Raw genomic sequence first — 26,229 nt, forward strand, 5'->3', positions numbered from 1 at the left:
TTGTAGTGGGGGAGTTAGCATGTTTAAAAAGCTATTAGGTAAACAAATAAATATGGATACACTATCATTGGAGGAGCGTGTGGACCTTGCTAAAAGCGAGCCGATTCCTGCCCATGTAGCGATTATTATGGACGGAAATGGACGTTGGGCGAAAAAACGAGCGATGCCACGTGTTGCTGGTCATCATGAAGGAATGAAGACAGTACGTAAGGTAACAAGATTTGCGTCAGACCTAGGTATTAAAGTCTTAACCGTATATGCATTTTCTACGGAGAATTGGAAGCGACCAAAGCCAGAGGTGGATTTTCTTATGCGACTACCAGTTGAGTTTTTAGGTTCCTTTCTACCAGAAATGATGGAGCGTAATGTACGTGTCGAAATGATTGGAGACCCATCTTTATTGCCTGCCCATACGCAAAAAGCATTGTATGAGGCAATGGAAGAAACGAAACATAATACAGGGCTTATCTTAAATTTTGCGCTAAATTATGGCAGTCGTTCTGAAATGGTCAATGCCATGAAAATGATGCTTCAAAAAGTGCAGGACGGTCATTTAACGATGCAAGACATAACAGAAGATTGCTTAACCTCTCATTTGATGACGGCTCATCTGCCTGAACCAGATCTATTAATTCGTACAAGTGGTGAAGTACGATTAAGTAACTTTATGTTATGGCAGCTCGCCTATACAGAATTTTGGTTTACAGATACATTGTGGCCAGATTTTAGCGAGGAAAACTTACTGGAAGCGGTCGAAAACTATCAGAAACGTAATCGCCGTTACGGTGGGTTGAAGGGAGAAGAAACAACTTGAAACAACGAATTATCACGGCAATAATTGCAGCAGCACTTTTCATACCATTCGTTATTTATGGTAAAGTACCGTTCACAATTCTTGTGCTTGCAATGGCTATTGTTGGTTTTTATGAAATATTAAAAATGAAAGGTATCTCCATTTTTTCTGTACCAGGTTTCTTAGGTTTAGTAACCTTAATTTTGCTTGTCATTCCGGGGAACTGGAGTGACAAGCTTGTAGAGACAATTGGCTATTCGTCTAATTTAATGGTAGTCTATGGCTTAATGATGCTACTACTTATTTACGTGGTCCTTGTAAAAAATAAAATCACTTTCGACGAAGTTGGCTTTATTTTATTAGGTGCATTTTATGTAGGGTTAGGATTCCATTACTTAATTGAAACAAGAAATGTTGGATTAGAGTATGTTGTCTATTGTTTATTAGTTGTATGGACAACAGATTCAGGTGCCTATTTTGTAGGACGAAAACTAGGTAAAAATAAGTTATGGCCAGAAATCTCACCAAAGAAAACAATTGAAGGTTTTATAGGTGGCATTGTTATTGCAGTCATATTTGCAATTGGTATGCAACTTATCTATCCATTTGCAAATGGTTATATCTCACTTGTCTTTGTCACGATTTTTGCCTCCATTATTGGTCAAATGGGCGATCTGGTAGAATCGGCTATCAAGCGTCATTTTGATGTAAAGGATTCAGGTAATATTTTACCAGGGCATGGTGGAATTTTAGATCGCTTTGATAGTCTACTATTTGTCGTGCCTCTGCTCCATTTTTTACATTTGTTCAATAATTAATCATTACGTCGAGACATCTTGTGAAATCATTTGCTTAGATAGAAAAAGGGGACAACTTGTTGTGAAAAAAATTAGTTTATTGGGTGCAACTGGTTCAATCGGTTGGCAAACCTACGATATTTTAAAAGATCAACGTGATGCCTTTCAATTAGTGGCATTTTCATCAGGAAGAAACATTGAAAAAACTAGAGAAATGATTGAAACATTAAAGCCTGAGCTAGTGTCTGTGCAGCTTGAAGAAGACGCATGTTCACTTGCAAAGGAGTATCCTCAAATCCAGTTTACATTTGGGGCAAAAGGACTTGTTGAAGTTGCGACACATCCGGAGTCCACAGTTCTAGTCAATGCAGTGCTTGGAAGTGTGGGACTAGAATCAACATTAGCAGCTATTCGTATGGGAAAAACAATTGCTATTGCTAATAAAGAAACACTTGTAACGGCTGGTCATTTAGTGATGGCAGAAGCTAAAAAACACAAAGCAACTATTTTACCTGTTGATAGTGAGCACTCTGCAATTTTCCAATCAATGAATGGAGAAAACCCTAAAAATATCGAACGTCTAATTATTACGGCTTCAGGTGGTAGCTTCCGTGATAAGACTCGAGATCAATTAAAGCATGTTACGGTTGCTGATGCACTAAATCATCCGAATTGGTCTATGGGTGCAAAGATTACCATTGATTCCGCAACAATGATGAATAAAGGGTTAGAAGTCATCGAAGCACATGTATTATTTGATATGCCGTATGATAAAATCGATGTACTTTTGCATAGAGAAAGTATTATTCACTCTCTAGTTGAGTATCATGATACTAGTGTCATTGCTCAGTTAGGCACACCAGATATGCGAGTACCAATTCAATATGCTTTAAGCTACCCAGATCGTATACCGTTACATAATGGTCAGCGGCTAAATTTAGCACAAATTGGTCAGCTCCATTTTCAAGAGATGGACTTTGAGCGTTACCCAGCTTTGCGTTTAGCGTATGAGGCTGGACGTATGGGTGGTACTATTTTAACAGCAATGAATGCAGCAAACGAAGCAGCAGTTGCAGCCTTTTTACAAGGGAAAATCACATTCCTTGAAATTGATGAGACGATTGAACGTGTGATGCAAGCGCATCAAAACATTGCAGTACCAGATCTACAAACAATTTTACATGTGGACAGTGAGACAAGAAAAATAGTGTTAGACATGGTAAAATAACGAGAGCAATGTATCGTTAACTAATCGCTATTAAAGGTGGGGTATTATGCAAACAGCCATTGCATTTATATTAATATTTGGTATGCTCGTCTTCTTCCATGAACTTGGACATTTCTTATTCGCTAAACGTGCAGGTATCTTAGTACGTGAATTTGCCATCGGAATGGGTCCCAAAATTTATGGGAAAACGCATGGAGAAACAATGTATACTATTCGTTTATTGCCTATCGGAGGATACGTACGTATGGCTGGCGAGGATATGGATGGTACTGAATTACAGCCAGGCTACCGAATAGGACTCATTGTAAATGAGGATAATATTGTTAAAAAAATTATTTTCAATCAAAATAATAAGCAGCTACCAGATTTATTATTTTTAGAAGTTGAGCGTGCTGATTTAGAGAAGGACTTGTTTGTAGAGGGCTATGATGAAGAAGAGCGCCTAGTTCGCTATCAAGTAGCAAGAGATTGTGTTCTCGTGGAAAATGGTCGTGAACTGGTCATTGCACCGCATGATCGTCAGTTTAATGCAAAAACAGTTGGTCAACGAGCGATGACAATCTTTGCTGGTCCATTGTTTAACTTTATTTTGGCATTTGTTATTTACTTAGTGATTGGATTAATCCATGGTGTCCCAACATACGAGCCTATCATCACTGAAGTAGTTGAAAATGATCCTGCTGCACAGGCAGGAATGCTTGCAGGGGATAAAGTAACGGCCATTAATGGACAAGTTGTTGAAAAATGGCAGGATTTAGCTGCCATCGTTCAAGACCATCCGAACGAAGATATAAAGGTGACTGTTGATCGAAATGGACAATCCGTTAACTTGAATATGACAGTAAAAGAAGTCCAACAACAAGATGGCGAAAAATATGGACAAATTGGTGTTCGTTATGAAAGCCCAAGAGAATTTAATCCATTAAAAGCTGTTGTATATGGAGCTCAAGAAACTTATAATATGACCGTTAAAATTTTTGAACTGCTAGGTATGCTGATTACAGGTAAGTTTACCATTGATGCACTTTCAGGTCCGGTAGGTATTTATAAAGCAACTGAGCAAGTAGCCCAGTATGGTATTATGAACTTAATGAATTGGGCAGCCATGTTAAGTATTAACTTAGGGATTATGAACCTACTTCCATTACCTGCACTTGACGGTGGTCGTTTATTATTCTTTGGCTTTGAAGCTTTACGAGGAAAACCAATTGATCGTCAAAAAGAAGGAATTGTTCATTTTGTAGGAATTGTGCTACTAATGATCTTAATGGTGGTCGTTACATGGAACGATATACAAAGATTCTTCTTTTAATATTGATTAGCTATTCCGATAAATTACAGTTAAATGAAGTTTGATTTTCTAGCTTTGAGCGCATTTTCTATGAAACATTGCGCTCAAAGCTAAATTTGTTTATGCTATTGAGAGTATAAACTTATCTATTGAAAAAGGTGGAACACTGAATGAAGCAAAGTAAAACATTTATCCCAACGTTACGTGAAGTACCTGCTGATGCTGAGGTAAAGTCACATAAGCAATTACTACGTGCAGGGTTTATTCGTCAAAATACAAGTGGGGTATACTCGTATTTACCGCTTGCAAAACGTGTCTTAACAAAAATTGAAACAATTATTCGTGAAGAAATGGAAGCGATCAATTCAATTGAGCTTTTAATGCCATCACTACAATCTGCAGAGCTTTGGCAGGAGTCAGGTCGCTGGGAAAAGTACGGTCCAGAATTAATGCGCTTAAAAGATCGTCATGATCGTGATTTCGCCTTAGGACCAACACATGAAGAAGTGATTACCACTTTAGTGCGTGATGAAATTAAATCCTATAAAAAATTACCGTTAACATTGTATCAAATTCAAACAAAGTTCCGTGATGAAAAACGTCCTCGCTTTGGCTTACTACGAGGAAGAGAGTTTATTATGAAAGATGCTTATTCTTTCCATGCATCACGAGAAAGCTTAGATGAAACGTATGAAGATATGTATCGTGCATATTCTAATATTTTCTCTCGTTTAGGCTTAAACTACCGTGCTGTTATTGCAGATGCGGGATCTATCGGTGGGAAAGGCACACATGAATTTATGGTGCTTTCTGAAATTGGAGAAGATACGATTGCCTATTCAGATTCATCTGATTATGCGGCTAATATCGAAATGGCTGAAGTAATTGTCAACTATCAACCTTCTGATGAGGCTTTAAAGGAAGTTGAAAAAGTAGCTACCCCAGATCAAAAAACAATTGAAGAAGTATCAGCATTCTTAAAAGTAGAGCCTGCCAATGTCATTAAATCTTTAGTTTTTGACGTGGATGGAGAGCTTGTTGTGGTCCTAGCGCGTGGGGATCATGAAATCAATGATATTAAATTGAAAAATGCACTTGAAGCAGGCTCTGTGGAACTAGCAAGTGAAGCAGCAATTCGTGACTTATTAGGCTGTGGCGTGGGTTCAATTGGACCTGTGAAATTACCTGTCGATGTAAAAGTAGTTGCAGATCATGCGATTAAATCAATTCGTAATGGTATTGCAGGTGCAAATGAGGATGGATTCCATTTAGTAAATGTCAACCCAGAGCGCGATTTTGCTGTGAATGATTACTTAGATATTCGCTTTATTCAAGAGGGAGACCCTTCTCCAGATGGACAAGGTATTATCAAATTTGCGGAAGGTATTGAAGTTGGTCATATTTTCAAATTAGGTACTACATACTCTGCTAAAATGAATGGTACTTTCTTAGACGAGCAAGGGAAGGCCCAACCATTTATTATGGGTTGCTATGGTATTGGTGTTTCTCGTATTTTAGCTGCTGTAGCTGAGCACTTCCAAGATGAAAATGGCTTTACATGGCCAGCACAATTAGCACCATACGATATTCATGTTGTTCCTGTTAATACGAAAGATGAGGCACAGGTTGCTTTAGCAGATGAGCTATACGGCTTATTAAAATCATATCGTTATGATGTTCTTTTAGATGATCGTGCTGAGCGTGCGGGTGTAAAATTTGCTGATGCTGATTTAATTGGTTTACCTGTTCGTGTAACAGTTGGTAAAAAAGCAACTGAAGGTATTGTAGAAGTGAAATTCCGTCAAACAGGTGAAACGTTTGAATGGAAAAAAGAAGAAGTAATTGATCACTTAAACGAATTTTTCCGTAAAAATTAATGGTTTATTACTGGGCGGTTATAATTGGAAGTCCATGCTTTTGATAGAGGCTTTCGTATAATTTTGATAAGATAGATATAAATAAATTCGCGACACTTCTGCGGGACAGTGAGCCAAGCAAAATAGAACAGATGGTACAAACTCTGTTAAGCTTGAAGAGCGCCCGCAGTGAGGGAGCGAATTTTTTTCTTGAATTCTCGTCATGTGTTAAGGCGAAATAGAAGATGAGGCTTTATGGACTGCCTCTTTCTGAAAGTAGGTGTCGATAGATTGGAACAGCAACAAGAGGCAAGAATGAGATTTCGAATGCTCTTGCAGCAACTTGAGTTAACAGATGATGTATACATGTCATTTTTTGAAGAAGGTGAATTATCACGTCTTACTGTCCATAAAAAGGACAGACTGTGGCATTTTACTATTAGATTAAGAGATATTCTTCCGTTTCCACTTTACCAGCTTTTCCGCACTCATTTAACAGAGAAATTTGCAGCAATAGCGCAAATATATACAACGTTTGAGACGCTAGAAAAAAGTGTAACAGAGGAACTTGTGCAGGCTTACTGGTTAAGTGTTGTTGAGCAAATTGATGAGATGGCGCCAACACTAAAAAGCTGTCTTATTTCCCAAATGCCAATGTGGAATGGTCAAAAAATAACGTTATCCTGTATGCAGGAAATGGAATATATGATGTTAAAAACAAAGTATGCAGACAAACTGGCAGAAAGCTATAGTCAGTTTGGTTTCCCGCATATGGCAATAGATTTTGTACTACAGGAAGAAACCGAGGAAATGATTGCTGCTCAGGAAGCATTTATGGAGCAGAAGCGTATAGAGGAAGCGGCATTGGCTCAGCAAGCAATGCAAGATTTCCAAAAACGAGAGCAGGAGAAAAAGGACAATCCAGCAGCAGCGAGCCTAGGAGATCGTCCATTTCAACTTGGGATGCATATTAAAGATGATGAAACGATGGAAATTAAACGAATTGTCGAAGAAGAGCGTCGTGTCATTATAGAAGGTTTTGTCTTTGATACCGAAATTAGAGAACTGAAAAGTGGGCGTTCCTTATTACAAATTAAAATTACCGACTATACAGATTCTATCGTAGTCAAAATGTTCTCTCGTGATAATGATGATGCAGAATTGATGCAGCATTTGAAAAAGGGTATGTGGGTAAAAGTTCGAGGCTCCGTACAAACAGATACGTTCATCCGTGATTTAATTGTCATGGCCAACGACATTAATGAAATCAAAAAAGAAACACGACAGGATCTCGCACCTGAGGGTGAAAAACGTGTTGAATTGCATTTGCATACACCAATGAGTCAAATGGACGCTGTTACGCCTGTTGATCGACTAGTAGCACAGGCTGCAAAGTGGGGTCACCCAGCTATAGCTATTACAGATCATGCGGTTGTACAATCTTTCCCAGAAGCATATGCAGCAGGGAAAAAACATGGGATTAAAATAATTTATGGTCTAGAGGCTAATTTAGTTGATGACGGGGTTCCGATTGCCTATGCTCCAGAGCATCGTTTATTAGCAGATGCAACGTATGTTGTCTTTGACGTGGAAACGACAGGATTATCTACAGCTTACGATACAATCATTGAACTTGCCGCAGTAAAAATTAAAGATGGCCAAGTCATCGATAAATACGAAAGCTTTGCGAACCCTCATCATCCACTTTCAGCTACTACAATTGAATTAACAGGGATTACAGATGATATGGTTCGAAACGCACCAGAAGTAGAGCAGGTTATTAAGGAGTTTCATGCATTTATTGGTGATGCGATTGTCGTCGCTCATAACGCATCATTTGATATTGGTTTCTTGTATACTGGCTATAAAAAATTTGGTCTTGAAGAAATGGTACATCCAGTAATTGATACGTTAGAGCTTGCCAGATTACTTTATCCTACGATGAAAAACCATCGCTTAAATACATTGTGTAAAAAATTCAATATTGAATTAACACAACATCACCGAGCGATTTATGATACTGAGGCGACTGGATATCTACTGTTGCAACTTTTAAAAGATGCAGATGAATTAGCCATCAAATACCATGATGACTTTAATAAGCACATAGGTGGGGGTGACGCCTATAAAAAGGGGCGACCAATGCATTGTACAATTTTAGCAGTCGACAATGCAGGTTTAAAAAATTTATTTAAACTTGTCTCACACTCCCATACCAAAACATTCTATCGTGTTCCTCGTGTGACACGAGCTGTCCTCGAGCAATATAGAGAAGGTTTGTTGGTCGGTTCAGGATGTAATAACGGCGAATTATTCGAAACAATGATGAATAAATCACCTGAGGAAGCAGAGCAAGTCGCTCGTTTCTATGACTATATTGAGGTACAACCGAAGGCGGTCTATGCTCCTTTAATTGAACGCAATGTCGTGCGTGATGAATGGACATTAGAGGATATTATCCGTAAGCTTGTGAAATTAGGGAAGAAGCTAGATAAACCTGTTGTGGCCACTGGTAACGTCCATTATTTAGATCCGACAGATGCTATGTTTAGACAAATACTTATAGGGTCTCAAGGTGGGGCGAATATTTTAAATCGTTCCAAGCTACCAGAAGTTCATTTTAGAACAACAGATGAAATGCTGAAGGAATTTGACTTTTTAGGACCTGACCTTGCAAAAGAAGTCGTGGTGACAAATGCTCAAAAAATTGCTGCAAGCATTGGCGATGTTAAACCGATTAAAGATGACCTTTATACACCAAAAATTGAAGGCTCAGATGATGAAGTAACGAATTTAACCTATGAAATGGCTCATCGTATTTATGGTGAAGAGTTACCTGAAATTGTAAAGGCTCGAATTGAAAAGGAATTAAAATCAATTTTAGGTCACGGGTTTGGCGTAATTTACTTAATTTCGGCCAAGCTAGTGAAAAAATCATTAGCTGATGGCTATTTAGTAGGTTCACGTGGTTCGGTTGGTTCCTCATTAGTTGCAACCTTTATGGAAATAACAGAGGTAAACCCACTACCTCCTCATTATGTTTGTCCCAATTGTAAGCATTCCGAGTTTTTTGATGATGGTTCGGTTAGCTCTGGCTTCGACTTGCCAAATAAGGACTGTACAGAATGTGGCACGCCATATAAAAAAGATGGCCAAGATATTCCATTTGAAACTTTCCTTGGCTTTAAAGGGGATAAGGTACCAGATATCGATTTGAACTTTTCAGGTGAATATCAGCCACAAGCTCATAACTATACAAAGGTGCTATTTGGAGAGGATTACGTGTACCGTGCTGGAACTATTGGTACCGTTGCGGAAAAAACTGCATATGGCTATGTAAAAGGTTATGCGAGTGATCATAATCTACATTTCCGAGGAGCAGAAGTAGATCGTTTAGTTCAAGGCTGTACAGGTGTAAAACGTACAACGGGACAACACCCTGGAGGGATAATTGTAGTACCTGATTATATGGATATATATGATTTCTCTCCTGTACAGTACCCAGCGGATGCACAGGATTCGGAATGGCGGACAACTCATTTTGATTTCCACTCTATCCATGACAATATTTTAAAGCTGGATATACTAGGACACGATGATCCGACTGTTATTAGGATGCTCCAGGATTTATCAGGAATTGATCCAAAAACAATTCCAACCGATGATCCTGTCGTAATGAAAATTTTTAGTTCTCCAGAAACTTTAGGGGTAACAGAAAAACAAATTGGCTGTAAAACCGGAACTTTAGGTATTCCAGAGTTTGGTACCCGCTTCGTGCGTCAAATGCTAGAGGATACAAAGCCCTCAACATTCTCGGAGCTTGTGCAAATTTCTGGACTATCCCATGGAACAGACGTATGGCTCGGCAATGCACAGGAACTAATTCAAAATGGCACATGTGTGCTAAAGGAAGTAATTGGTTGTCGTGACGATATTATGGTGTATTTAATTTACCAAGGTTTAGAACCATCGCTAGCATTTAAAATCATGGAGTCTGTACGTAAAGGGAAAGGTTTATCGGAGGAATTTGAAGCCGAGATGCTTGCTAATAAAGTACCTGGCTGGTATATCGAATCATGTAAAAAGATCAAATACATGTTCCCGAAAGCCCATGCGGCAGCTTACGTTTTAATGGCTGTACGTATAGCATGGTTTAAGGTACATTTCCCAATCCTGTATTATGCAGCGTATTTCACTGTCCGTGCAGATGACTTTGATTTAATTGCAATGGTTCAGGGTTCACAAATGATTCGTGCACGTATCGATGAAATCAATATGAAGGGCTTAGATGCATCAACAAAAGAGAAAAACTTATTAACGGTGCTGGAGCTTGCACTAGAAATGTGCGAACGAGGCATGAGCTTCCAAAAAGTTGACTTATACCGTTCACAGGCAAGTGAATTTGTCATAGATGGGAATTCGCTTATTCCGCCATTTGATGCAATTCCAGGGCTTGGAACCAACGTTGCCAAAACGATTGTAGCTGCCCGTGAAGAGGGAGAGTTTTTATCGAAGGAAGATTTACAGCAACGTGGTCGTGTATCGAAAACACTTATTGAATACATGGATCAACTTGGTTGTCTAGAAGGCATGCCTGATGCCAATCAGTTATCACTATTTTAGTATGGAATTTAATTTGTCAGGTTACGTTACAGAGAATTTCAAATTCCTGACACAATATGGTTATCTTCAATGAAGGAAATTTGCATTGTGTCGAGAACTGTGCTATCCTTATGGTAATAATTTGTTGATATTTTTCCAGCAAAAGAGTGGGTCCTTCCCGCTCTTTTCTGTTGTTATACCGTAGCAAAACAAATTTTGACTAACAGCAGGTAAGACCGTAAAATTTCACCAAAGCAACTGGTGGAATTTCTGTTTTATTTAGGTTCATTACTGAATCAATGGCAGTGATGAACAGTTCATACGCTAGAATTTGATAGATACAGGAGGAAACAATGAGCAAAGTACCATCTTTAATTGAAGAGCTCGCTAAACCAATTGTGGATGAGTTAAATCTTGAGCTAGTGGATATTGAGTTCGTCAAAGAAGGACGTAACTGGTTTTTACGTGTCTACGTTGATACGCCTGAGGGTGGAATTGACATTGACCAATGTGCTCAAGTTAGTGAACGACTAAGTTTGCTATTGGATGAAAAAGATCCAATTACACAAAACTATTATTTAGAAGTTTCTTCACCTGGAGCAGAGCGTCCATTAAAAAAAGATACTGATTTTCAAAAAGCAATTGGCAAATTTATTTATGTAAAAACCTATGAGCCCATCAAGGACATGAAGGAATTCCAAGGCTACTTAACGTCATACGATGAACATACATTAGTGATGGAAGTGCGTATTAAAACGCGTAAAATAACAGTAACAATTGAACAAGAAAAAATCGCATTGGCACGACTTGCCATCGATTTTTCAGCATAATGCATATTTAGGAGTGAAAATAAAATGAGTAGTGATTTGTTAGATGCGCTGAATGCGCTAGAAGAACAAAAAGGAATTTCAAGAGATGTGTTAATTGAAGCCATTGAAGCGGCATTAGTTACAGCTTACAAACGCAACTTTAATCAAGCACAAAATGTTCGTGTGGACTTAAATTTAGATAAGGGCTCTATTCGCGTATTTTCACGTAAAGATGTTGTGGAAGAGGTAGAGGATGATCGTTTGCAAATTGCTTTAGAAGATGCAAAAGCCATTAATCCAGCTTACCAGCTAGAGGATATCGTGGAGCAGGAAGTAACTCCACGTAACTTTGGACGCATTGCTGCTCAGACGGCTAAACAAGTGGTGACACAACGTGTACGTGAGGCGGAACGCGGTTTAATTTATGAACAATATGTGGACCGTGAAGATGATATCGTAACAGGTGTTGTTGAACGTTTAGATGCTCGAAATATCTATGTAGGTTTAGGTAAAGTAGAAGCAGCTCTGCCAATTAACGAACAAATCCAAGGTGAATCTTACCATCCTCATGATCGTATTAAAGTGTATATCACAAAAGTTGAACGTACAACACGTGGTCCACAAGTGATTGTGTCACGTACACATCCAGGTTTATTACGCCGATTATTTGAGATGGAAGTACCTGAAATTTATGAAGGCATTGTTGAGATTAAATCAATCGCTCGAGAAGCGGGAGATCGCTCTAAAATTTCTGTCTATGCCCATAATGAAGAAGTTGACCCAGTAGGTTCATGTGTTGGGGCAAAAGGCGCTCGTGTACAAACAATTGTCAATGAACTAAATGGTGAAAAAATTGATATCGTAGAATGGTCTGAAGATCCAGTAGTATTCGTTGCGAATGCTTTAAGCCCATCAAAGGTATTAGACGTTCAAGTGAATGAGGAAGAAAAATCGACAACAGTTGTTGTTCCAGACTATCAATTATCACTTGCGATTGGTAAACGTGGGCAAAATGCACGTTTAGCTGCGAAGCTTACTGGTTGGAAAATTGATATTAAGAGTGAGACAGATGCTCGTGAGCTAGGTATTTATCCTTCTGCTACAAGCACTTTCATCCCTGCTGACGATGAAGAAAGTGATTTTGATGATGTGGCAGTAGACTTATATCAAGACGACGAAGAATAAGTAAGAAAGCCCGTGTGACAAGTCAGCTGACAGTATTCAGTGGGCCCCCTACGCCGACTGAATACTGTCAGAGCGTCAAGTAGAGCATGACTTGTCCACCTCTTACGACAAGCTTCAGAGAGGAATGGTGATTCTTATGGCTGTAAACAAAAAAGTACCTCTTCGTAAATGTGTAGCAACTGGAGAAATGCTACCGAAGAAAGAGATGATACGTGTTGTTCGCTCCAAAGAGGGCGAAGTAAGTGTAGATGTCTCTGGAAAAAAACCAGGACGTGGTGCCTATGTCTCGAAATCAGAGAAGGCAGTTGACATCGCACGTAAGAAAAATGTATTAGGGCACCAACTTGATGTAAAAATTCCTGAAGAAATATACGAAGAACTGATTTTGCTGATTCGTAGGGAGTCAATTTTATGATGAATCAAGCAATATTTAATTTGCTTGGGATTGCGGCAAGAGCACGTAAAGTGATTTCAGGAGAAGAGTTAGTAGTAAAGGAAGTCCGCAATGGCAATGCTAAGTTAGTACTGCTTGCAAACGATGCTTCTAAAAACTCTAGCAAGAAAATTCAAGATAAGTGCACGTACTACAACGTTGAGTATCATGTAATTGGAGATCGTTATGATCTAGGACATGCTACAGGTAAGGAGGCCCGAGTGGCTTTAGCTATTACCGATAAAGGTTTTGCAAGTAAATTGTCTAGTCTACTCAACGAAAACTAATCGGGGGTGAGCAGATGACCAAAATCAGAGTTCATGAATATGCAAAGCAAGTGAATAAAACGAGTAAAGAGGTTATTGAAGCACTAAGTAAATTAAATGTGAGTGTAACAAACCACATGTCTATGTTGGAGAAAGATATTGTGGCTAAGTTAAACCAATCATTTAAAGCAACACCTGAGAAAAATGTAGCAAAACAATCAACTCAAAACATGGCACAAAGACCTCAATCGAATGGCCAGCAAAAACCACAGCATTCGGTGAAGAAGCAAGAGGGACAAAGGCAGCAATCTGCTACTTCTAAACCTAAAGCAAACAATCAGCAACACGCACAGCAAAACTCAAATTCGTCTAACGAAAAATCTAAGAATACAAAAGGTAATCAAAATAGAAATATGACACAAAATAATAATAATAACAATAATAATCGTAGAGGTGGCGGTGGTTATAACCAACGTCCAAAACCAGGGATTCATGGAGGCAAACGTCGCCATCCAAAAACGCATCAACCATCAATACCAGTAAAACAAAAGGAACTTCCAGAAAAAATTACTTTTGTTGAATCATTATCAGTTGCAGAATTAGCAAAAAAATTACACCGTGAGCCATCGGAAATCATTAAAAAACTATTTATGCTTGGTGTAATGGCAACAATTAACCAAGAATTAGATAAGGATGCAATTGAATTAATTTGCGCAGACTATGGTGTAGAAGTTGAAGAAGAAATCCGTGTAGATATTACGGATTTAGAAACTCACTTCGAGCAAACTGAAGAAGTAAACGAGGCAGATCTATCAGAACGTCCGCCAGTAGTAACAATTATGGGACACGTTGACCATGGTAAAACAACATTATTAGATTCTATCCGCCACACGAAAGTGACAGCTGGAGAAGCTGGTGGTATTACACAACATATTGGTGCATACCAAGTGACAGAAGGCGACAAGAAAATTACATTCCTTGATACACCAGGGCATGCTGCTTTCACTACAATGCGAGCACGTGGAGCGAAAGTTACAGATTTAACAATTTTAGTAGTTGCTGCTGACGATGGTGTTATGCCACAAACAGTAGAAGCGATTAATCATGCTAAAGCAGCTGAAGTACCAATTATCGTTGCTGTGAATAAAATGGATAAACCATCAGCAAATCCAGATCGTGTAATGCAAGAATTAACAGAGCACGGCCTAGTTCCTGAAGCATGGGGTGGCGACACAATTTTCGTACCAATTTCAGCATTAAAAGGTGAAGGCATTGATACATTACTAGAAATGATTTTACTTGTTGCGGAAGTTGGCGAACTTAAAGCAAATCCAGATCGTTTAGCGCTTGGTACGGTTATTGAGGCGCAGCTTGATAAAGGACGCGGTTCTGTTGCTACACTTTTAGTACAAGATGGAACGTTAAAAGTAGGTGACCCAATCGTTGTTGGTCATACGTATGGCCGAGTTCGTGCGATGGTGAATGACAAAGGTCGTCGTGTAAAAGAAGCTGGACCATCAACACCAGTGGAAATTACAGGTTTAAATGATGTACCTCAAGCAGGTGACCGCTTCGTTGTTTTTGAAGATGAAAAAACAGCACGCCAAGTTGGGGAAACTCGTGCGATGTCAGCAATCCAAGCGCAACGTTCAGAAAAACAACGTGTAACACTTGATAACTTATTTGAACAAATGAGTCAGGGTGAAATGAAAGAGCTTAACCTAATTGTGAAGGCTGATGTTCAAGGTACTGTTGAAGCAATGGCTGCCTCATTAATGAAAATTGATGTGGAAGGCGTAAATGTGAAAATCATTCACACAGGTGCTGGTGCTATTACGGAATCAGATATTTCTTTGGCAGCGGCTTCAAATGCAATTGTTATTGGATTCAACGTACGTCCAGATGCAAACGCAAAGCGTGCAGCTGAAGAAGAAGGCGTAGATATCCGTTTACACCGTATTATTTATAAAGTAATTGAAGAGATTGAACAAGCAATGAAAGGTATGCTTGATCCTGAGTTCGAAGAGAAAATTATTGGTCAAGCAGAAGTTCGTCAAACAATTAAAGTATCTAAAGTTGGTACGATTGCTGGTTCATACGTAACTGAAGGAAAAGTAACACGTGATTCAGGTGTTCGTGTAATTCGTGATAACGTAGTTATTTTTGAAGGTGAGCTAGATACACTTAAACGCTTCAAGGATGAAGTAAAAGAAGTTGCAAAAGGATACGAATGTGGTATTACCATTACAAACTTCAACGATATTAAAGAAGGCGATATTATTGAAGCCTATATTATGGAAGAAGTTAAACGCGTCTAATGATCGTGTATGCAGAAGTTGAATTCATTATTCAAACTGCCCATTCGTTAAAGGAAAAACGTGCTGTCCTACAGCGTATGATTACCCGCACCAAGCAGAAATTTAATGTATCTATTGCGGAAATTGACCATCAAAATGTATGGCAGCGTACGAAATTAGCACTTGTTGCTGTTTCTTCGTCCAAAGAAGCAGCTGAACGCGAAATTAATCACGCGCTCCACTATTTAGAGTCAAATCCGTCATGGGAACAGCTTAATGTGTGGCGAGATTATTTATAAGTAGTAATAGGTAGTTGTCCAAGCTTACGAAAGCATGGTACACACAACTATCTGTACATCGAAATAGAGGTGACAAATATGTCTCTACGTTCAAACCGTGTTGCTGAGCAAATGAAAAAGGAGCTCGGTGATATTCTTGGTCGTAAAATAAAAGATCCGCGTGTTGGTTTTGTTACGGTTACAGGTGTTGAAGTAACAGGTGATTTACAGCAAGCGACAATTTATATTACATCTTTAGGCAATGAACGTGAACGAGAGGACACGCTTAAAGCGTTAGTAAAAGCTTCGGGCTTTATTCGCTCTGAAATCGGGTCACGCATTCGTTTACGACGTACACCAGAATTAATCTTCGAATTTGATTCATCGATTGAATATGGTAACCGTATTGATACATTGCTAAGAGATTTACACAAAGAATAAGTTGAAAAAGTCTGCCACATGCATGTTTATGCAGGCAGACTTTTTATCTTCATACTGTAAAAAATGATAGCAGTGAGGATGCACTGCGAAATGAATGAAGGCAATTGGGAGGAGCTATATGAACGGTATTTTACCGCTTTGGAAAGAAAGAGGCATGACAAGCCATGATTGTGTCTTTAAATTACGCAAAATTTTGCGGACAAAAAAAGTTGGACATACAGGTACACTGGATCCAGGTGTTGAAGGTGTGCTACCAATTTGTATTGGTCAAGCAACTCGAATTGCAGAATATTTAACTGATGCAGGGAAGACCTATGAAGCTATCATTTCGATAGGTCGTACAACGACAACGGAAGATGCAGAAGGCGAAACGGTTGAACAAGATCAGACAGTGAAAACATTTTCTCGTAAGCAATTACTAGAGGTTCTAGCTTCCTTAACAGGTGCTATTGAACAAACACCACCCATGTTTTCAGCAGTAAAAGTAAATGGGAAGCGCCTCTATGAATATGCTCGAAAAGGCGAAACGGTTGAAAGACCAACTCGTCAAGTAACCATTTATGATTTAGAGCTTCTTGACAAGGTAGAACTATATGAGGGGCAAGAAATAACATTTCCTGTCCGAATCGCGTGTAGTAAAGGGACTTATATTCGTACATTAGCTGTGCAAATTGGTGAAGCGCTAGGCTATCCAGCACATATGAAGGAGCTTGTAAGAACGGCCTCTGGTACCTTTACACGTGACAACTGTTTTACATTAGCACAAGTTGCAGAGCTAATGGATGCAGAGCAAGTAACTACCTGTATTTTACCTGTCGAGTATGCATTAGCAGACTATCCATATATTGAGATTACTGCCGCCAATGAAAAAGAAATTTTCAATGGACAAGTGCTTCCAGCAGATGCATTATTAAAGAGTCATGATAAAATTGTGTTTGGAATCAATGGAAAGGCAGTTGCGGTTTATCAGGCTCACCCTACGAAGGATGGTTTGATGAAGCCACACAAGATGTTTCCGACGATAGAGTAGGAGGATTTTTCAATGGAGGTCATTCATTTAAAATACCCACATCAATTACAGCAACGAGAAAGCATGCAGGCATATTCACTAGCGCTTGGTTTTTTCGATGGTGTACATAGAGGGCATCAAGCAGTGATCAAGGCAGCTAAGGAAGAGGGGGACAAACGTCAAATTCCAACTGCAGTGATGACATTCGATCCACATCCTTCATTAGTCCTTGGTGGACGGAACGAAAAAGTGTTTTATATTACACTCTTACAACAGAAATTACAACTGTTTGAGGAACAGGGTGTGGATAAAGTGTTTGTTGTCCATTTCACATCAGATTTTGCTAAGCTTTCACCAGCAGCGTTTATTGATACATTTATTCGTGGATTAAATATTCAACATGTGACAGCTGGCTTTGATTATTCGTTTGGAGCATTTGGTAAAGGAACAATGGACGATATGCGTGCACTAAGTAATGGTGAGTATGGTGTAACAGTTGTTGAGAAGAAAACAGACGATATTGAGAAAATTAGCTCTACCCGTATTCGTAAGCTATTACAAGAGGGCGATATGGAAGAGGCAACAAAGCTATTAGGGAGACCATTTGAAATCAATGGGATAGTTGTACATGGTGATAAACGAGGTCGTACAATCGGATTCCCTACAGCGAATGTCCAAGCATTAGAAGGAACCTTTATTCCAGCAAGTGGTGTCTATGCTGTCCGTTTACTAGTGCAAAATAACTGGTATGATGGGGTCTGCAATGTGGGCTACAAACCAACTTTCAAAGATCCGAATGATAAGCAATTATCAATTGAAGTTCATATTTTAAACTTTGATAAAAATATCTATGGTGAGGAAGTACATGTAGCTTGGTATAAACGGATTCGAAGCGAACGAAAATTTGATGGTATTGAGGCGTTGAAGACACAAATCGAAAAAGATAAACAAGAAGCAATTCGCTACTTTAACGACTTGGAAGGCTAACTTCATCATTGTCTTCACATCCTTCAGGTCTACGTTTTGCTTGCTTGACTAACTGATTTATGGTAACATTCATAAGTGCATAAATGCTTAACCTTAGCTCGGTATTTCGATGACTCCAACGTTTACTGTGCTAATGGGGATTAATTATAATTTAGGAGGTCCATACAAATGGCTATTACAAAAGAACGCAAAAACGAAATTATCGCTGAGTACCGTACTCACGAAAGTGACACTGGTTCACCAGAAGTACAAGTTGCAGTATTAACAGAGGAAATCAACGCTCTAAATGCTCACTTACGTACACACAAAAAAGATTTCCACTCTGAGCGTGGTCTTCTTAAAATGGTAGGTCGTCGTCGTCACTTATTAAAATATCTTCGTGAAACTGACGTACAACGTTACCGTGAACTAATCAACCGTTTAGGCTTACGTCGCTAATTAAAGGCGGAAGTATTCCTGTATTAAACTGTAGACAAACCTATGTTTGTCTACAGTTTTTTTATGTTTCTAAGCAGTGGTTATCCTAGGCTTTGTTCATTAGAGAGCCATAACTTTTTATTACACAACAATGACTGATCAATATAAAAATACTATTCTCAATTATAAGAGAGACTATTAGTCAGACATGCCCAGTAAAAGATAGTTTTTCGGGGCTTGCATTTCCATTGTTCACTCAAGCCATTGCTTAAACTTTACTACATACGGAACTTTCTTTATACTAGTAAGATGTTGTATGTTAAGCACCATGTTATAATAAAGCTATTGTTAAAACTTGCACTAGAAAAAATAATGTTTGATAACAGTTACTTCCATTTACATACATTACTTTTCGTCAAGAAGGAATCAATATAAAAAAATCCATATACCAAAATGCTTTTTCAATTAAATATAGAAATAAATCTTAAATAAATTGGCAATAACTGAATTTAAATGTATGATTATTTCATGAAATATTATTTAGCATAGAACAAGCATTTTTGGTACACTTACTATTAGTACATACAGACGAAGTAAGTGTTTTTATAATAGAGAGGGGTTCATTGAATGAACGAAAAGAAAGTCTATTCCTACGAATGGGCTGGCCGTCCACTTGTAATTGAAGTCGGACAGTTAGCAAAACAAGCAAACGGAGCCGTACTAGTACGCTATGGCGATACTTCTGTACTTGCTACAGCAACAATGTCTAAATCACCTAAACCACTTGATTTCTTCCCACTAACAGTTAACTATGAAGAGCGTCTATATGCTGCAGGTAAAATTCCTGGCGGCTTTATTAAACGTGAAGGACGTCCATCTGAAAAAGCGATTTTAGCAAGCCGTTTAATCGACCGTCCAATTCGTCCGATGTTCCCAGATGGTTTCCGTAACGAGGTACAAGTCATTTCTATGGTTATGTCAAACGATCCTGATTGTACTTCAGAGATGGCAGCAATGGTTGGTTCATCATTAGCTTTAGCTATTTCAGATATTCCATTTGATGGGCCAATAGCTGGTGTACAAGTAGGTTATATTGATGGAGAATTCATCGTAAACCCGACAGTAGAACAATCGAATCATTCGACAATTCATTTATCTGTTGCAGGGAACAAAGATGCCATCAACATGGTTGAAGCAGGGGCACTTGAAGTTCCAGAAGAAATTATGTTAGAAGCAATTATGTTCGGTCATGAAGAAATCAAAAAAATCATTGCTTTCCAAGAGCAAATTGTGGCGGAAGTAGGTAAAGAAAAATTACCTGTGACACTATTTGAAATTGATGAGGCGATTCAAGCCGACATAAAAGCAGCTTGTGAGACGGATATGCATGATGCTATTCAAACTGCGGAGAAACATGCACGTGATGAGGCGATTCAAGCTGTAAAAGATCGTATTATCGCTTCTTATGAAGAACAAGAAGCCGATGATGAAACAATGAAACAAGTTTATACAATTTTAGATAAAATGGTTAAAGATGAAGTTCGTCGTCAAATTACGGAAGATAAGATTCGTCCAGATGGTCGTAAGCTAGATGAAATTCGACCACTTTCTTCTGAAACAGGCTTATTACAACGTACACATGGTTCTGGTCTGTTTACACGTGGACAAACACAAGCACTATCTATTTGTACACTAGGCGCACTAGGTGATGTACAAATTATTGACGGTTTAGGTGTTGAAGAATCGAAACGCTTTATGCACCATTATAACTTCCCACAATTTTCTGTAGGGGAAACTGGCCCAATCCGTGGACCAGGCCGTCGTGAAATTGGTCATGGTGCGTTAGGTGAACGTGCGTTAGAGGCAGTTATTCCAGATGAATCAGAATTCCCATATACAATTCGTTGTGTATCAGAAGTACTTGAATCGAACGGATCTACTTCTCAAGCATCTATCTGTGCATCAACATTAGCGATGATGGATGCAGGTGTTCCATTAAAAGCACCAGTGGCAGGTATTGCTATGGGTCTTATTAAAAAAGGTGAACACTATTCAATTTTAACGGATATTCAAGGAATGGAAGACCATCTAGGAGATATGGACTTTAAAGTTGCTGGTACAGCTAAAGGTGTAACAGCTTTACAAATGGACATTAAAATCGATGGTTTATCTCGCAATATTTTAGAAGAAGCACTGACACAAGCTAAGGTTGGTCGTATGCATATTCTAGAATCAATGCTAGCAACACTTTCAGAACCACGTGAAAAGTTATCTGAATTTGCACCAAAAATTGTTATTGTGAAAATTAATCCAGATAAAATTCGCGATGTAATTGGACCTGGTGGTAAACAAATTAACAAAATTATTGAAGAGACAGGCGTTAAGATTGATACGGAACAAGATGGTACAATCTATATTTCTTCTGCTGATGAAGAAATGAATGCTCGTGCAAAACAAATAATTGAAGATATCGTACGTGAAGCAAAAGTAGGGGAATACTACTTAGCAACAGTGAAGCGTATTGAAAAATTCGGTGCATTCTGTGAAATTTTCCCAGGGAAAGATGGTTTACTTCACATTTCCGAAATTCAAGAGGAACGTACGAAGCAAGTAGAGGATGTCTTAAAACTTGGTGATCAATTACTTGTTAAAGTGATTGAAATCGACAAGCAAGGTCGTGTGAATTTATCTCGTAAAGTTGTGATTCAAGAGGAAAAAGAACGCGCTGAACAAGAAAAATAAAAATGATCAAAGGGCTGCGTATGATTGCGCAGCCTTTTTAGATAGTAACAAAAAGAATGTTAGGAATTATACAATAGAGAAATTAAGAATTGGGGGAGATTTTTTGGTTCAAGTACATACATGTCAAAATGGTGTTCGTATTGTATCTGAGCAGATTGATCATGTTCGATCAGTTGCATTAGGTATTTTTGTGAATGCAGGTTCCCGCTATGAACTACCTGAAGAGAATGGTATTACACATTTTATTGAGCATATGTTGTTTAAAGGAACAGCTACTCGCTCAGCTCGTCAAATTGCGGAAGAATTTGATCGAATTGGAGGAGAGCTAAATGCCTTCACGTCTAAAGAAAATACATGTTACTATGCAAAAGTTTTAGATCATCATGCCGAGCTCGCTGTCACAATACTTGCTGATATGTTTTTTAATTCTACGTTTGCAGAGGAAGAATTAGAAAAAGAACGACAAGTGGTGTTAGAAGAAATATTAATGAGCGAAGATGCTCCTGATGATGATGTACATGAAAAGCTATGGAGTGTCATGTATCCGAATGACGCACTTGGTCGTCCAATACTTGGTACTGCAGCTACGTTAAAGACATTTACAGCAGAAACAATTCGACAATATATGGCCAAACATTATGGTCCAGAGTCTGTTGTAATTTCTATTGCAGGAAATATTTCTCCGCAGCTTTTACAAAAGATTGAAGATTTATTTGGACTATATCAGCCTTCACCACATGCTGTAGCGCCTGTGCTAACAAATCCTCCATTTTATCCGGGAGAGATTACAAAAATACGCGATACAGAGCAAGCCCATCTAGCCATTTCTTATCCAGCAATCGGTGTAAAAGATCCAGATATGTATAGCTTTATTGCTCTGAACAATATTATTGGAGGCAATATGAGTTCTCGTCTGTTTCAGGAGGTACGTGAAGAACGCGGGTTAGCTTATTCTATTTTTTCTTATCAATCCTGTTATGCAGATGTTGGTGCTTTTACGATTTATGGTAGTACAAGCCGTCAACAATTAGCACAGCTCCAACATACGATTGATGCCACGTTACTGGATATTGTTGCAGGCGGTGTTACGGAGGAGGAGCTTGATAATGCGAAAGAGCAACTGAAAGGGAGCTTTGTTCTTGGATTAGAGGGGACGGGTGCTCGTATGAATCGCAATGGAACGAGTGAACTTGTCCATCGGAAGCATCGAACTGTAGACGATGTTCTTGCCTCGATAGATGCTGTATCGATGGAGTCGATAGATCGTCTAATTGCTAAAATATTAAAAGCAGAACCAGCTATTTCGATTATCGGTCCTAGTGAATAAAGTCAACAAAATTAACTAATTGTAAGAGGAGAACTTTGATTATTTTCGAAGTTCTCCTTTTTCGTGTTTTCCTCTTTATCAATTAGGTGTTGTAATTCTCAATTAGCTTTGATAGTATAAATGATATTGAAAATCATTTTCAATTAAAAAGTTGATTGGAGGATATATAGGTGAAAAAATGGCTTATCGCTAGTACCTTTGTGATTTCATTAACACTAGTTGGCTGTGTAGAGCAGGAAGATAAAAATATCGACATAGAGGTGAAGAAAGAAGAAACACAGCAACAAGAAACAGCTAATACAGCTAAAGTACAAAAAGCCAAGATTCAGGATGGGGTAGATGAAGAAGCCTTTCAAAAAGCATTAGCAAGCTTCCCAACGACCATACCAGAAAACATAGTAACCACTTCGGTTCCATTAACAGAAATGTTACATCTCCTAGGAATTACACCTGTAGGGGTACCAACATCGACCAATCCTATACCAACAGATTTTGATTCGATTACAAAAATAGGCTCACCTATGTCACCTGACTTAGAGGTCATCTCGAGCTTACAATCGGATTTAATAATTGGAGCTTCCTCCCTACAAAGCTCGCTCGATCAGGCACTTCAAGGAATGAATTTGCCGACAGCTTATTTACCGACAGATTCGTATGAGGACTTAAAATTGAGCTTTAAAGTGCTAGGTACGTACTTTGCTAAAGAAGAAAAAATGAATGACGTTTTACAAAGAATCGTAGCAAAGGAAAAAGAGTTAGAAGCTCAAGCACAAGGCAAAGAATTACCTTCCGTAATGCTTGTAATCGGTACATCGGATTCCTTTATGGTAATGAACGACAAATCCTATTTAGGAAGCTTAGTGGAACGATTAGGGGCAGACAATATTGCGAAATCTGTGTTAAAAGCAGATTCAACTTATTCACCTATGAATCTTGAAGATATTATTGTGGCTGACCCAGACATTGTTTTTGTGTTAGCATCGGGTGACCACGGGGCAAATGAAGATAAATTTAAACAAGAAATTGAAAAAAATAGCGCTTGGCAACAATTATCAGCCTATAAAAATAATAAAATCTATGTACTTGATTACAGCACATTCGGTGTAACATCTATTACGAATGTGGAAACAGCACTGACAACAATTGCAGATTATTTCTATAAATAAGTTTGTGAGGTAAAGGTATGATTCATACAACAAGAAGTCGCATGATTATAATTACAACCTTTGTGGTTACGATAGTAGTGGCAATCATTGCGGTCGGGTTAGGTAGTGTTCATATTTCCGTTCCTAATATTTTAACCACCCTTCTCAATGGACATGATCAGGAAGGTGTATATACAACAATAATTTGGGATATCCGATTACCTCGAGTGTTATTGGCTTTAATTATTGGTGCAAGTATTGCCATTTCGGGTGCCTTATTGCAGGCAGTTATGGGCAATCCGTTAGCAGATCCTGGATTAACAGGGGTAACAAGCGGGGCAGCAGCCTTTGTATTACTCATCCTTTTAGCAAATCCAGAGTTGACACACTTCATTCCTTTAGCTGCATTTGTGGGCGGATTGATTGCGGCTGCAATTGTTTATGCTCTCGCTTGGAGACGGACAGGCATTACACCCATCACTATTATTTTATCGGGGGTAGCCGTGAACGCTTTATGCGGCGGAGTCATTGGATTTTTATCGATTCTTTATAGTGATCGTTTGCCATCAGCTGTGCAATGGATGAATGGTAGTCTCGCTGCAAAAGGGAATGTATCACTACATATGATTTATTTGTATGCCATCATAGGTTGGGTACTATCCATTTTTGCGATTCGCAAAGCCAATATCATTCGTTTAGGTGATCAGGTGGCGACCAATTTAGGAGAAAGTGTAACGCGTATTCGTATTATGTTATCTATTTTAGCTGTTTTTCTAGCAGCTATTTCAGTCGCTGCAGTTGGTATGATTAGTTTTGTTGGATTAATCGTACCGCATATGGCTAGATTACTCGTTGGCTCAGATTATAAGTATATGTTGCCGATGAGTATGGCATTAGGGGCGATTGTCTTATTGATTGCCGACACTGGAGGGCGGACATTATTTGCACCTCTTGATATTCCAGCAGGTATTTTAATGGCCGTCATTGGTGGACCTTACTTCTTATACTTGATGAGAAAGAAGGCGTTTTAATGTTAAAGATTGAACAGTTATCCATCAGCTATGAACAAAAGGAAGTTGTCCATGACTTTTCTTTTGATGTTAAAAAAGGCGAAATCCTATCCATCATTGGACCGAATGGCTCTGGCAAATCAACGATATTAAAGGCCCTTGCAAGGATGCAGCCGTACCAGACAGGAACTATTTTGTTTGATGGGGAAAATATGCGTCGATTATCCTCAAAACAAATTGCTCGAAAAATGTGTATGCTTAGTCAACAAAATCAAGCCCCAACTGATATATCTGTCAAAAATTTAGTGGCCTATGGTCGTTATCCACATAAAAAGTGGTTTGAGCGCCTCAATGCAGAGGATGAGAACATTATTGATTGGGCATTAGAAAAAACTGATCTCTCACATTATAAAGAAAAGCCGATTGCTGCCTTGTCTGGGGGAGAAGCACAGCGCGCATGGATTGCCATGGCTTTAGCGCAACGGCCCGAAGTTTTACTATTAGATGAGCCCACGACATTCTTAGATATTGCGCATCAGCATGAAGTGCTAGAATTAGTGCGAGAGCTGAATCGTGACATGGGCATGACCGTTGTGATGGTACTCCATGATTTAAACCAAGCCTCTAGCTACAGTGATCAAATAGTGGTGGTAAAGGATGGAAAAAGAACTCATATGGGTACACCAGATGAAGTCATGACAGAGCGGATGATTCAACAAATCTATCGGATGGAAGCGGAAATTCAATATGTTTCATGGGATGGTGCTCCAAGAATTCAATTAAAAAATACGGTCAAAGCTTAGGAGGAAAATACATGCCAAAAGCAATCGATTTGGAACAAGTTAAACAGGATTATGAGGCATTTATTCAAAATAAAAAAAATTGTGTGTTAAGCTTCGTGGATAGAGAAGGCAGGCCTTTTAGTAGTACAGCCCCTTTTGTACGACTAAATGGAAAATTTTATATTTATATTAGTCGGATTGCAGAGCATTACCAGCTAATGGAGAAGTCAGAAGTAGTCGATTTAATTTGTGTAGCGGATGAAGCAGTAACAGCTAATCCTTTTGCCACAGAGCGAGCACGCTGGCAATGTCAGCCTAAAAATTTGGGCAATGAAGGGCATGAGAAAGTATTTGCAGCCTTTGATCAACTATTTAATGCAAAAATGATGGCAATGTTACGTTCACTTGATTTCTCATTATTTGAGTTAACGCCAGTAGCTGGGCGGTATATCGTAGGATTTGGCAAAGCCTTTACGATTGATATTGCCAATGACAAATTGATACATGTTGTCATTGATAAAAAATAGGTTGCCA

At 38.8% G+C, this 26,229-nt stretch carries 22 protein-coding genes; all 22 read left to right on the forward strand.

What is annotated here, in order from left to right:
* Nucleotides 1-19 precede the first annotated feature (19 nt).
* The 22 genes from MKY49_RS05050 (at nt 20) to MKY49_RS05155 (ending at nt 26,222) form a co-directional block, all read left to right on the forward strand.
* On the forward strand, nt 20-814 hold the full coding sequence (locus MKY49_RS05050) for an isoprenyl transferase (RefSeq protein WP_274795997.1): 795 nt from the start codon (nt 20-22) through the stop codon (nt 812-814).
* Nucleotides 811-1,611 (forward strand): phosphatidate cytidylyltransferase, encoded by an 801-nt coding sequence (locus MKY49_RS05055; RefSeq protein ID WP_274795998.1) that lies wholly within the window; start codon nt 811-813, stop codon nt 1,609-1,611. The genes MKY49_RS05050 and MKY49_RS05055 overlap by 4 nt, the downstream gene beginning before the upstream one ends.
* 61 nt (nt 1,612-1,672) lie before the next feature.
* Complete coding sequence (gene dxr / locus MKY49_RS05060) at nt 1,673-2,818, forward strand: 1-deoxy-D-xylulose-5-phosphate reductoisomerase (protein ID WP_274795999.1); 1,146 nt, start codon at nt 1,673-1,675, stop codon at nt 2,816-2,818.
* 46 nt (nt 2,819-2,864) lie between these two features.
* Nucleotides 2,865-4,130: an RIP metalloprotease RseP gene (rseP, locus tag MKY49_RS05065; protein ID WP_274796001.1), complete on the forward strand. Its 1,266-nt coding sequence runs from the start codon at nt 2,865-2,867 to the stop codon at nt 4,128-4,130.
* Between the two features lie 149 nt (nt 4,131-4,279).
* A complete protein-coding gene (locus tag MKY49_RS05070; protein WP_274796003.1) occupies nt 4,280-5,986 on the forward strand; it encodes a proline--tRNA ligase in 1,707 nt (568 codons plus the stop codon).
* 270 nt (nt 5,987-6,256) lie between these two features.
* Nucleotides 6,257-10,588: a PolC-type DNA polymerase III gene (locus MKY49_RS05075; protein WP_341385726.1), complete on the forward strand. Its 4,332-nt coding sequence runs from the start codon at nt 6,257-6,259 to the stop codon at nt 10,586-10,588.
* A 332-nt stretch (nt 10,589-10,920) separates the two neighbouring features.
* The gene (rimP, locus tag MKY49_RS05080) at nt 10,921-11,397 is read left to right on the forward strand and encodes a ribosome maturation factor RimP (RefSeq protein ID WP_274796005.1); all 477 of its coding nucleotides are present in this window, start codon (nt 10,921-10,923) and stop codon (nt 11,395-11,397) included.
* A gap of 24 nt (nt 11,398-11,421) precedes the next feature.
* Nucleotides 11,422-12,561: a transcription termination factor NusA gene (gene nusA, locus MKY49_RS05085; RefSeq protein WP_274796006.1), complete on the forward strand. Its 1,140-nt coding sequence runs from the start codon at nt 11,422-11,424 to the stop codon at nt 12,559-12,561.
* 136 nt (nt 12,562-12,697) lie between these two features.
* On the forward strand, nt 12,698-12,976 hold the full coding sequence (gene rnpM / locus MKY49_RS05090) for an RNase P modulator RnpM (protein WP_274796007.1): 279 nt from the start codon (nt 12,698-12,700) through the stop codon (nt 12,974-12,976).
* On the forward strand, nt 12,973-13,281 hold the full coding sequence (locus MKY49_RS05095) for a YlxQ family RNA-binding protein (RefSeq protein WP_016994544.1): 309 nt from the start codon (nt 12,973-12,975) through the stop codon (nt 13,279-13,281). Before rnpM ends, MKY49_RS05095 begins: the two co-directional genes overlap by 4 nt.
* A gap of 14 nt (nt 13,282-13,295) precedes the next feature.
* Nucleotides 13,296-15,578 carry a translation initiation factor IF-2 gene (infB, locus tag MKY49_RS05100; protein ID WP_322611421.1) on the forward strand — a complete coding sequence of 761 codons (2,283 nt, stop codon included), beginning with the start codon at nt 13,296-13,298 and terminating at the stop codon, nt 15,576-15,578.
* Nucleotides 15,578-15,856: a DUF503 domain-containing protein gene (locus MKY49_RS05105; protein ID WP_008178987.1), complete on the forward strand. Its 279-nt coding sequence runs from the start codon at nt 15,578-15,580 to the stop codon at nt 15,854-15,856. Before infB ends, MKY49_RS05105 begins: the two co-directional genes overlap by 1 nt.
* 78 nt (nt 15,857-15,934) lie before the next feature.
* Complete coding sequence (rbfA, locus tag MKY49_RS05110) at nt 15,935-16,276, forward strand: 30S ribosome-binding factor RbfA (protein WP_274796009.1); 342 nt, start codon at nt 15,935-15,937, stop codon at nt 16,274-16,276.
* 118 nt (nt 16,277-16,394) lie between these two features.
* A complete protein-coding gene (truB, locus tag MKY49_RS05115; protein WP_274796010.1) occupies nt 16,395-17,306 on the forward strand; it encodes a tRNA pseudouridine(55) synthase TruB in 912 nt (303 codons plus the stop codon).
* 12 nt (nt 17,307-17,318) lie between these two features.
* The gene (gene ribF, locus MKY49_RS05120; RefSeq protein ID WP_322605959.1) at nt 17,319-18,272 is read left to right on the forward strand and encodes a riboflavin biosynthesis protein RibF; all 954 of its coding nucleotides are present in this window, start codon (nt 17,319-17,321) and stop codon (nt 18,270-18,272) included.
* A 168-nt stretch (nt 18,273-18,440) separates the two neighbouring features.
* Nucleotides 18,441-18,710: a 30S ribosomal protein S15 gene (rpsO, locus tag MKY49_RS05125; RefSeq protein WP_036121378.1), complete on the forward strand. Its 270-nt coding sequence runs from the start codon at nt 18,441-18,443 to the stop codon at nt 18,708-18,710.
* 606 nt (nt 18,711-19,316) lie between these two features.
* Nucleotides 19,317-21,431, forward strand: coding sequence for a polyribonucleotide nucleotidyltransferase (gene pnp, locus MKY49_RS05130; RefSeq protein ID WP_274796015.1), 2,115 nt, complete (start codon nt 19,317-19,319; stop codon nt 21,429-21,431).
* Nucleotides 21,432-21,534: 103 nt separating this feature from the next.
* Nucleotides 21,535-22,758, forward strand: coding sequence for a M16 family metallopeptidase (locus tag MKY49_RS05135; RefSeq protein WP_341385727.1), 1,224 nt, complete (start codon nt 21,535-21,537; stop codon nt 22,756-22,758).
* Nucleotides 22,759-22,928: 170 nt separating this feature from the next.
* Nucleotides 22,929-23,924 (forward strand): ABC transporter substrate-binding protein, encoded by a 996-nt coding sequence (locus MKY49_RS05140; RefSeq protein ID WP_274796017.1) that lies wholly within the window; start codon nt 22,929-22,931, stop codon nt 23,922-23,924.
* A 17-nt stretch (nt 23,925-23,941) separates the two neighbouring features.
* Nucleotides 23,942-24,934, forward strand: coding sequence for a FecCD family ABC transporter permease (locus MKY49_RS05145; RefSeq protein WP_341385729.1), 993 nt, complete (start codon nt 23,942-23,944; stop codon nt 24,932-24,934).
* Nucleotides 24,934-25,716, forward strand: coding sequence for an ABC transporter ATP-binding protein (locus tag MKY49_RS05150; protein ID WP_341385730.1), 783 nt, complete (start codon nt 24,934-24,936; stop codon nt 25,714-25,716). The genes MKY49_RS05145 and MKY49_RS05150 overlap by 1 nt, the downstream gene beginning before the upstream one ends.
* An 11-nt stretch (nt 25,717-25,727) precedes the next feature.
* The gene (locus MKY49_RS05155) at nt 25,728-26,222 is read left to right on the forward strand and encodes a HugZ family pyridoxamine 5'-phosphate oxidase (protein WP_341385731.1); all 495 of its coding nucleotides are present in this window, start codon (nt 25,728-25,730) and stop codon (nt 26,220-26,222) included.
* Nucleotides 26,223-26,229: the final 7 nt, after the last annotated feature.

The sequence above is a fragment of the Lysinibacillus sp. FSL M8-0134 genome (assembly GCF_038069745.1).
Taxonomy (GTDB): Bacteria; Bacillota; Bacilli; order Bacillales_A; family Planococcaceae; genus Lysinibacillus; species Lysinibacillus irui.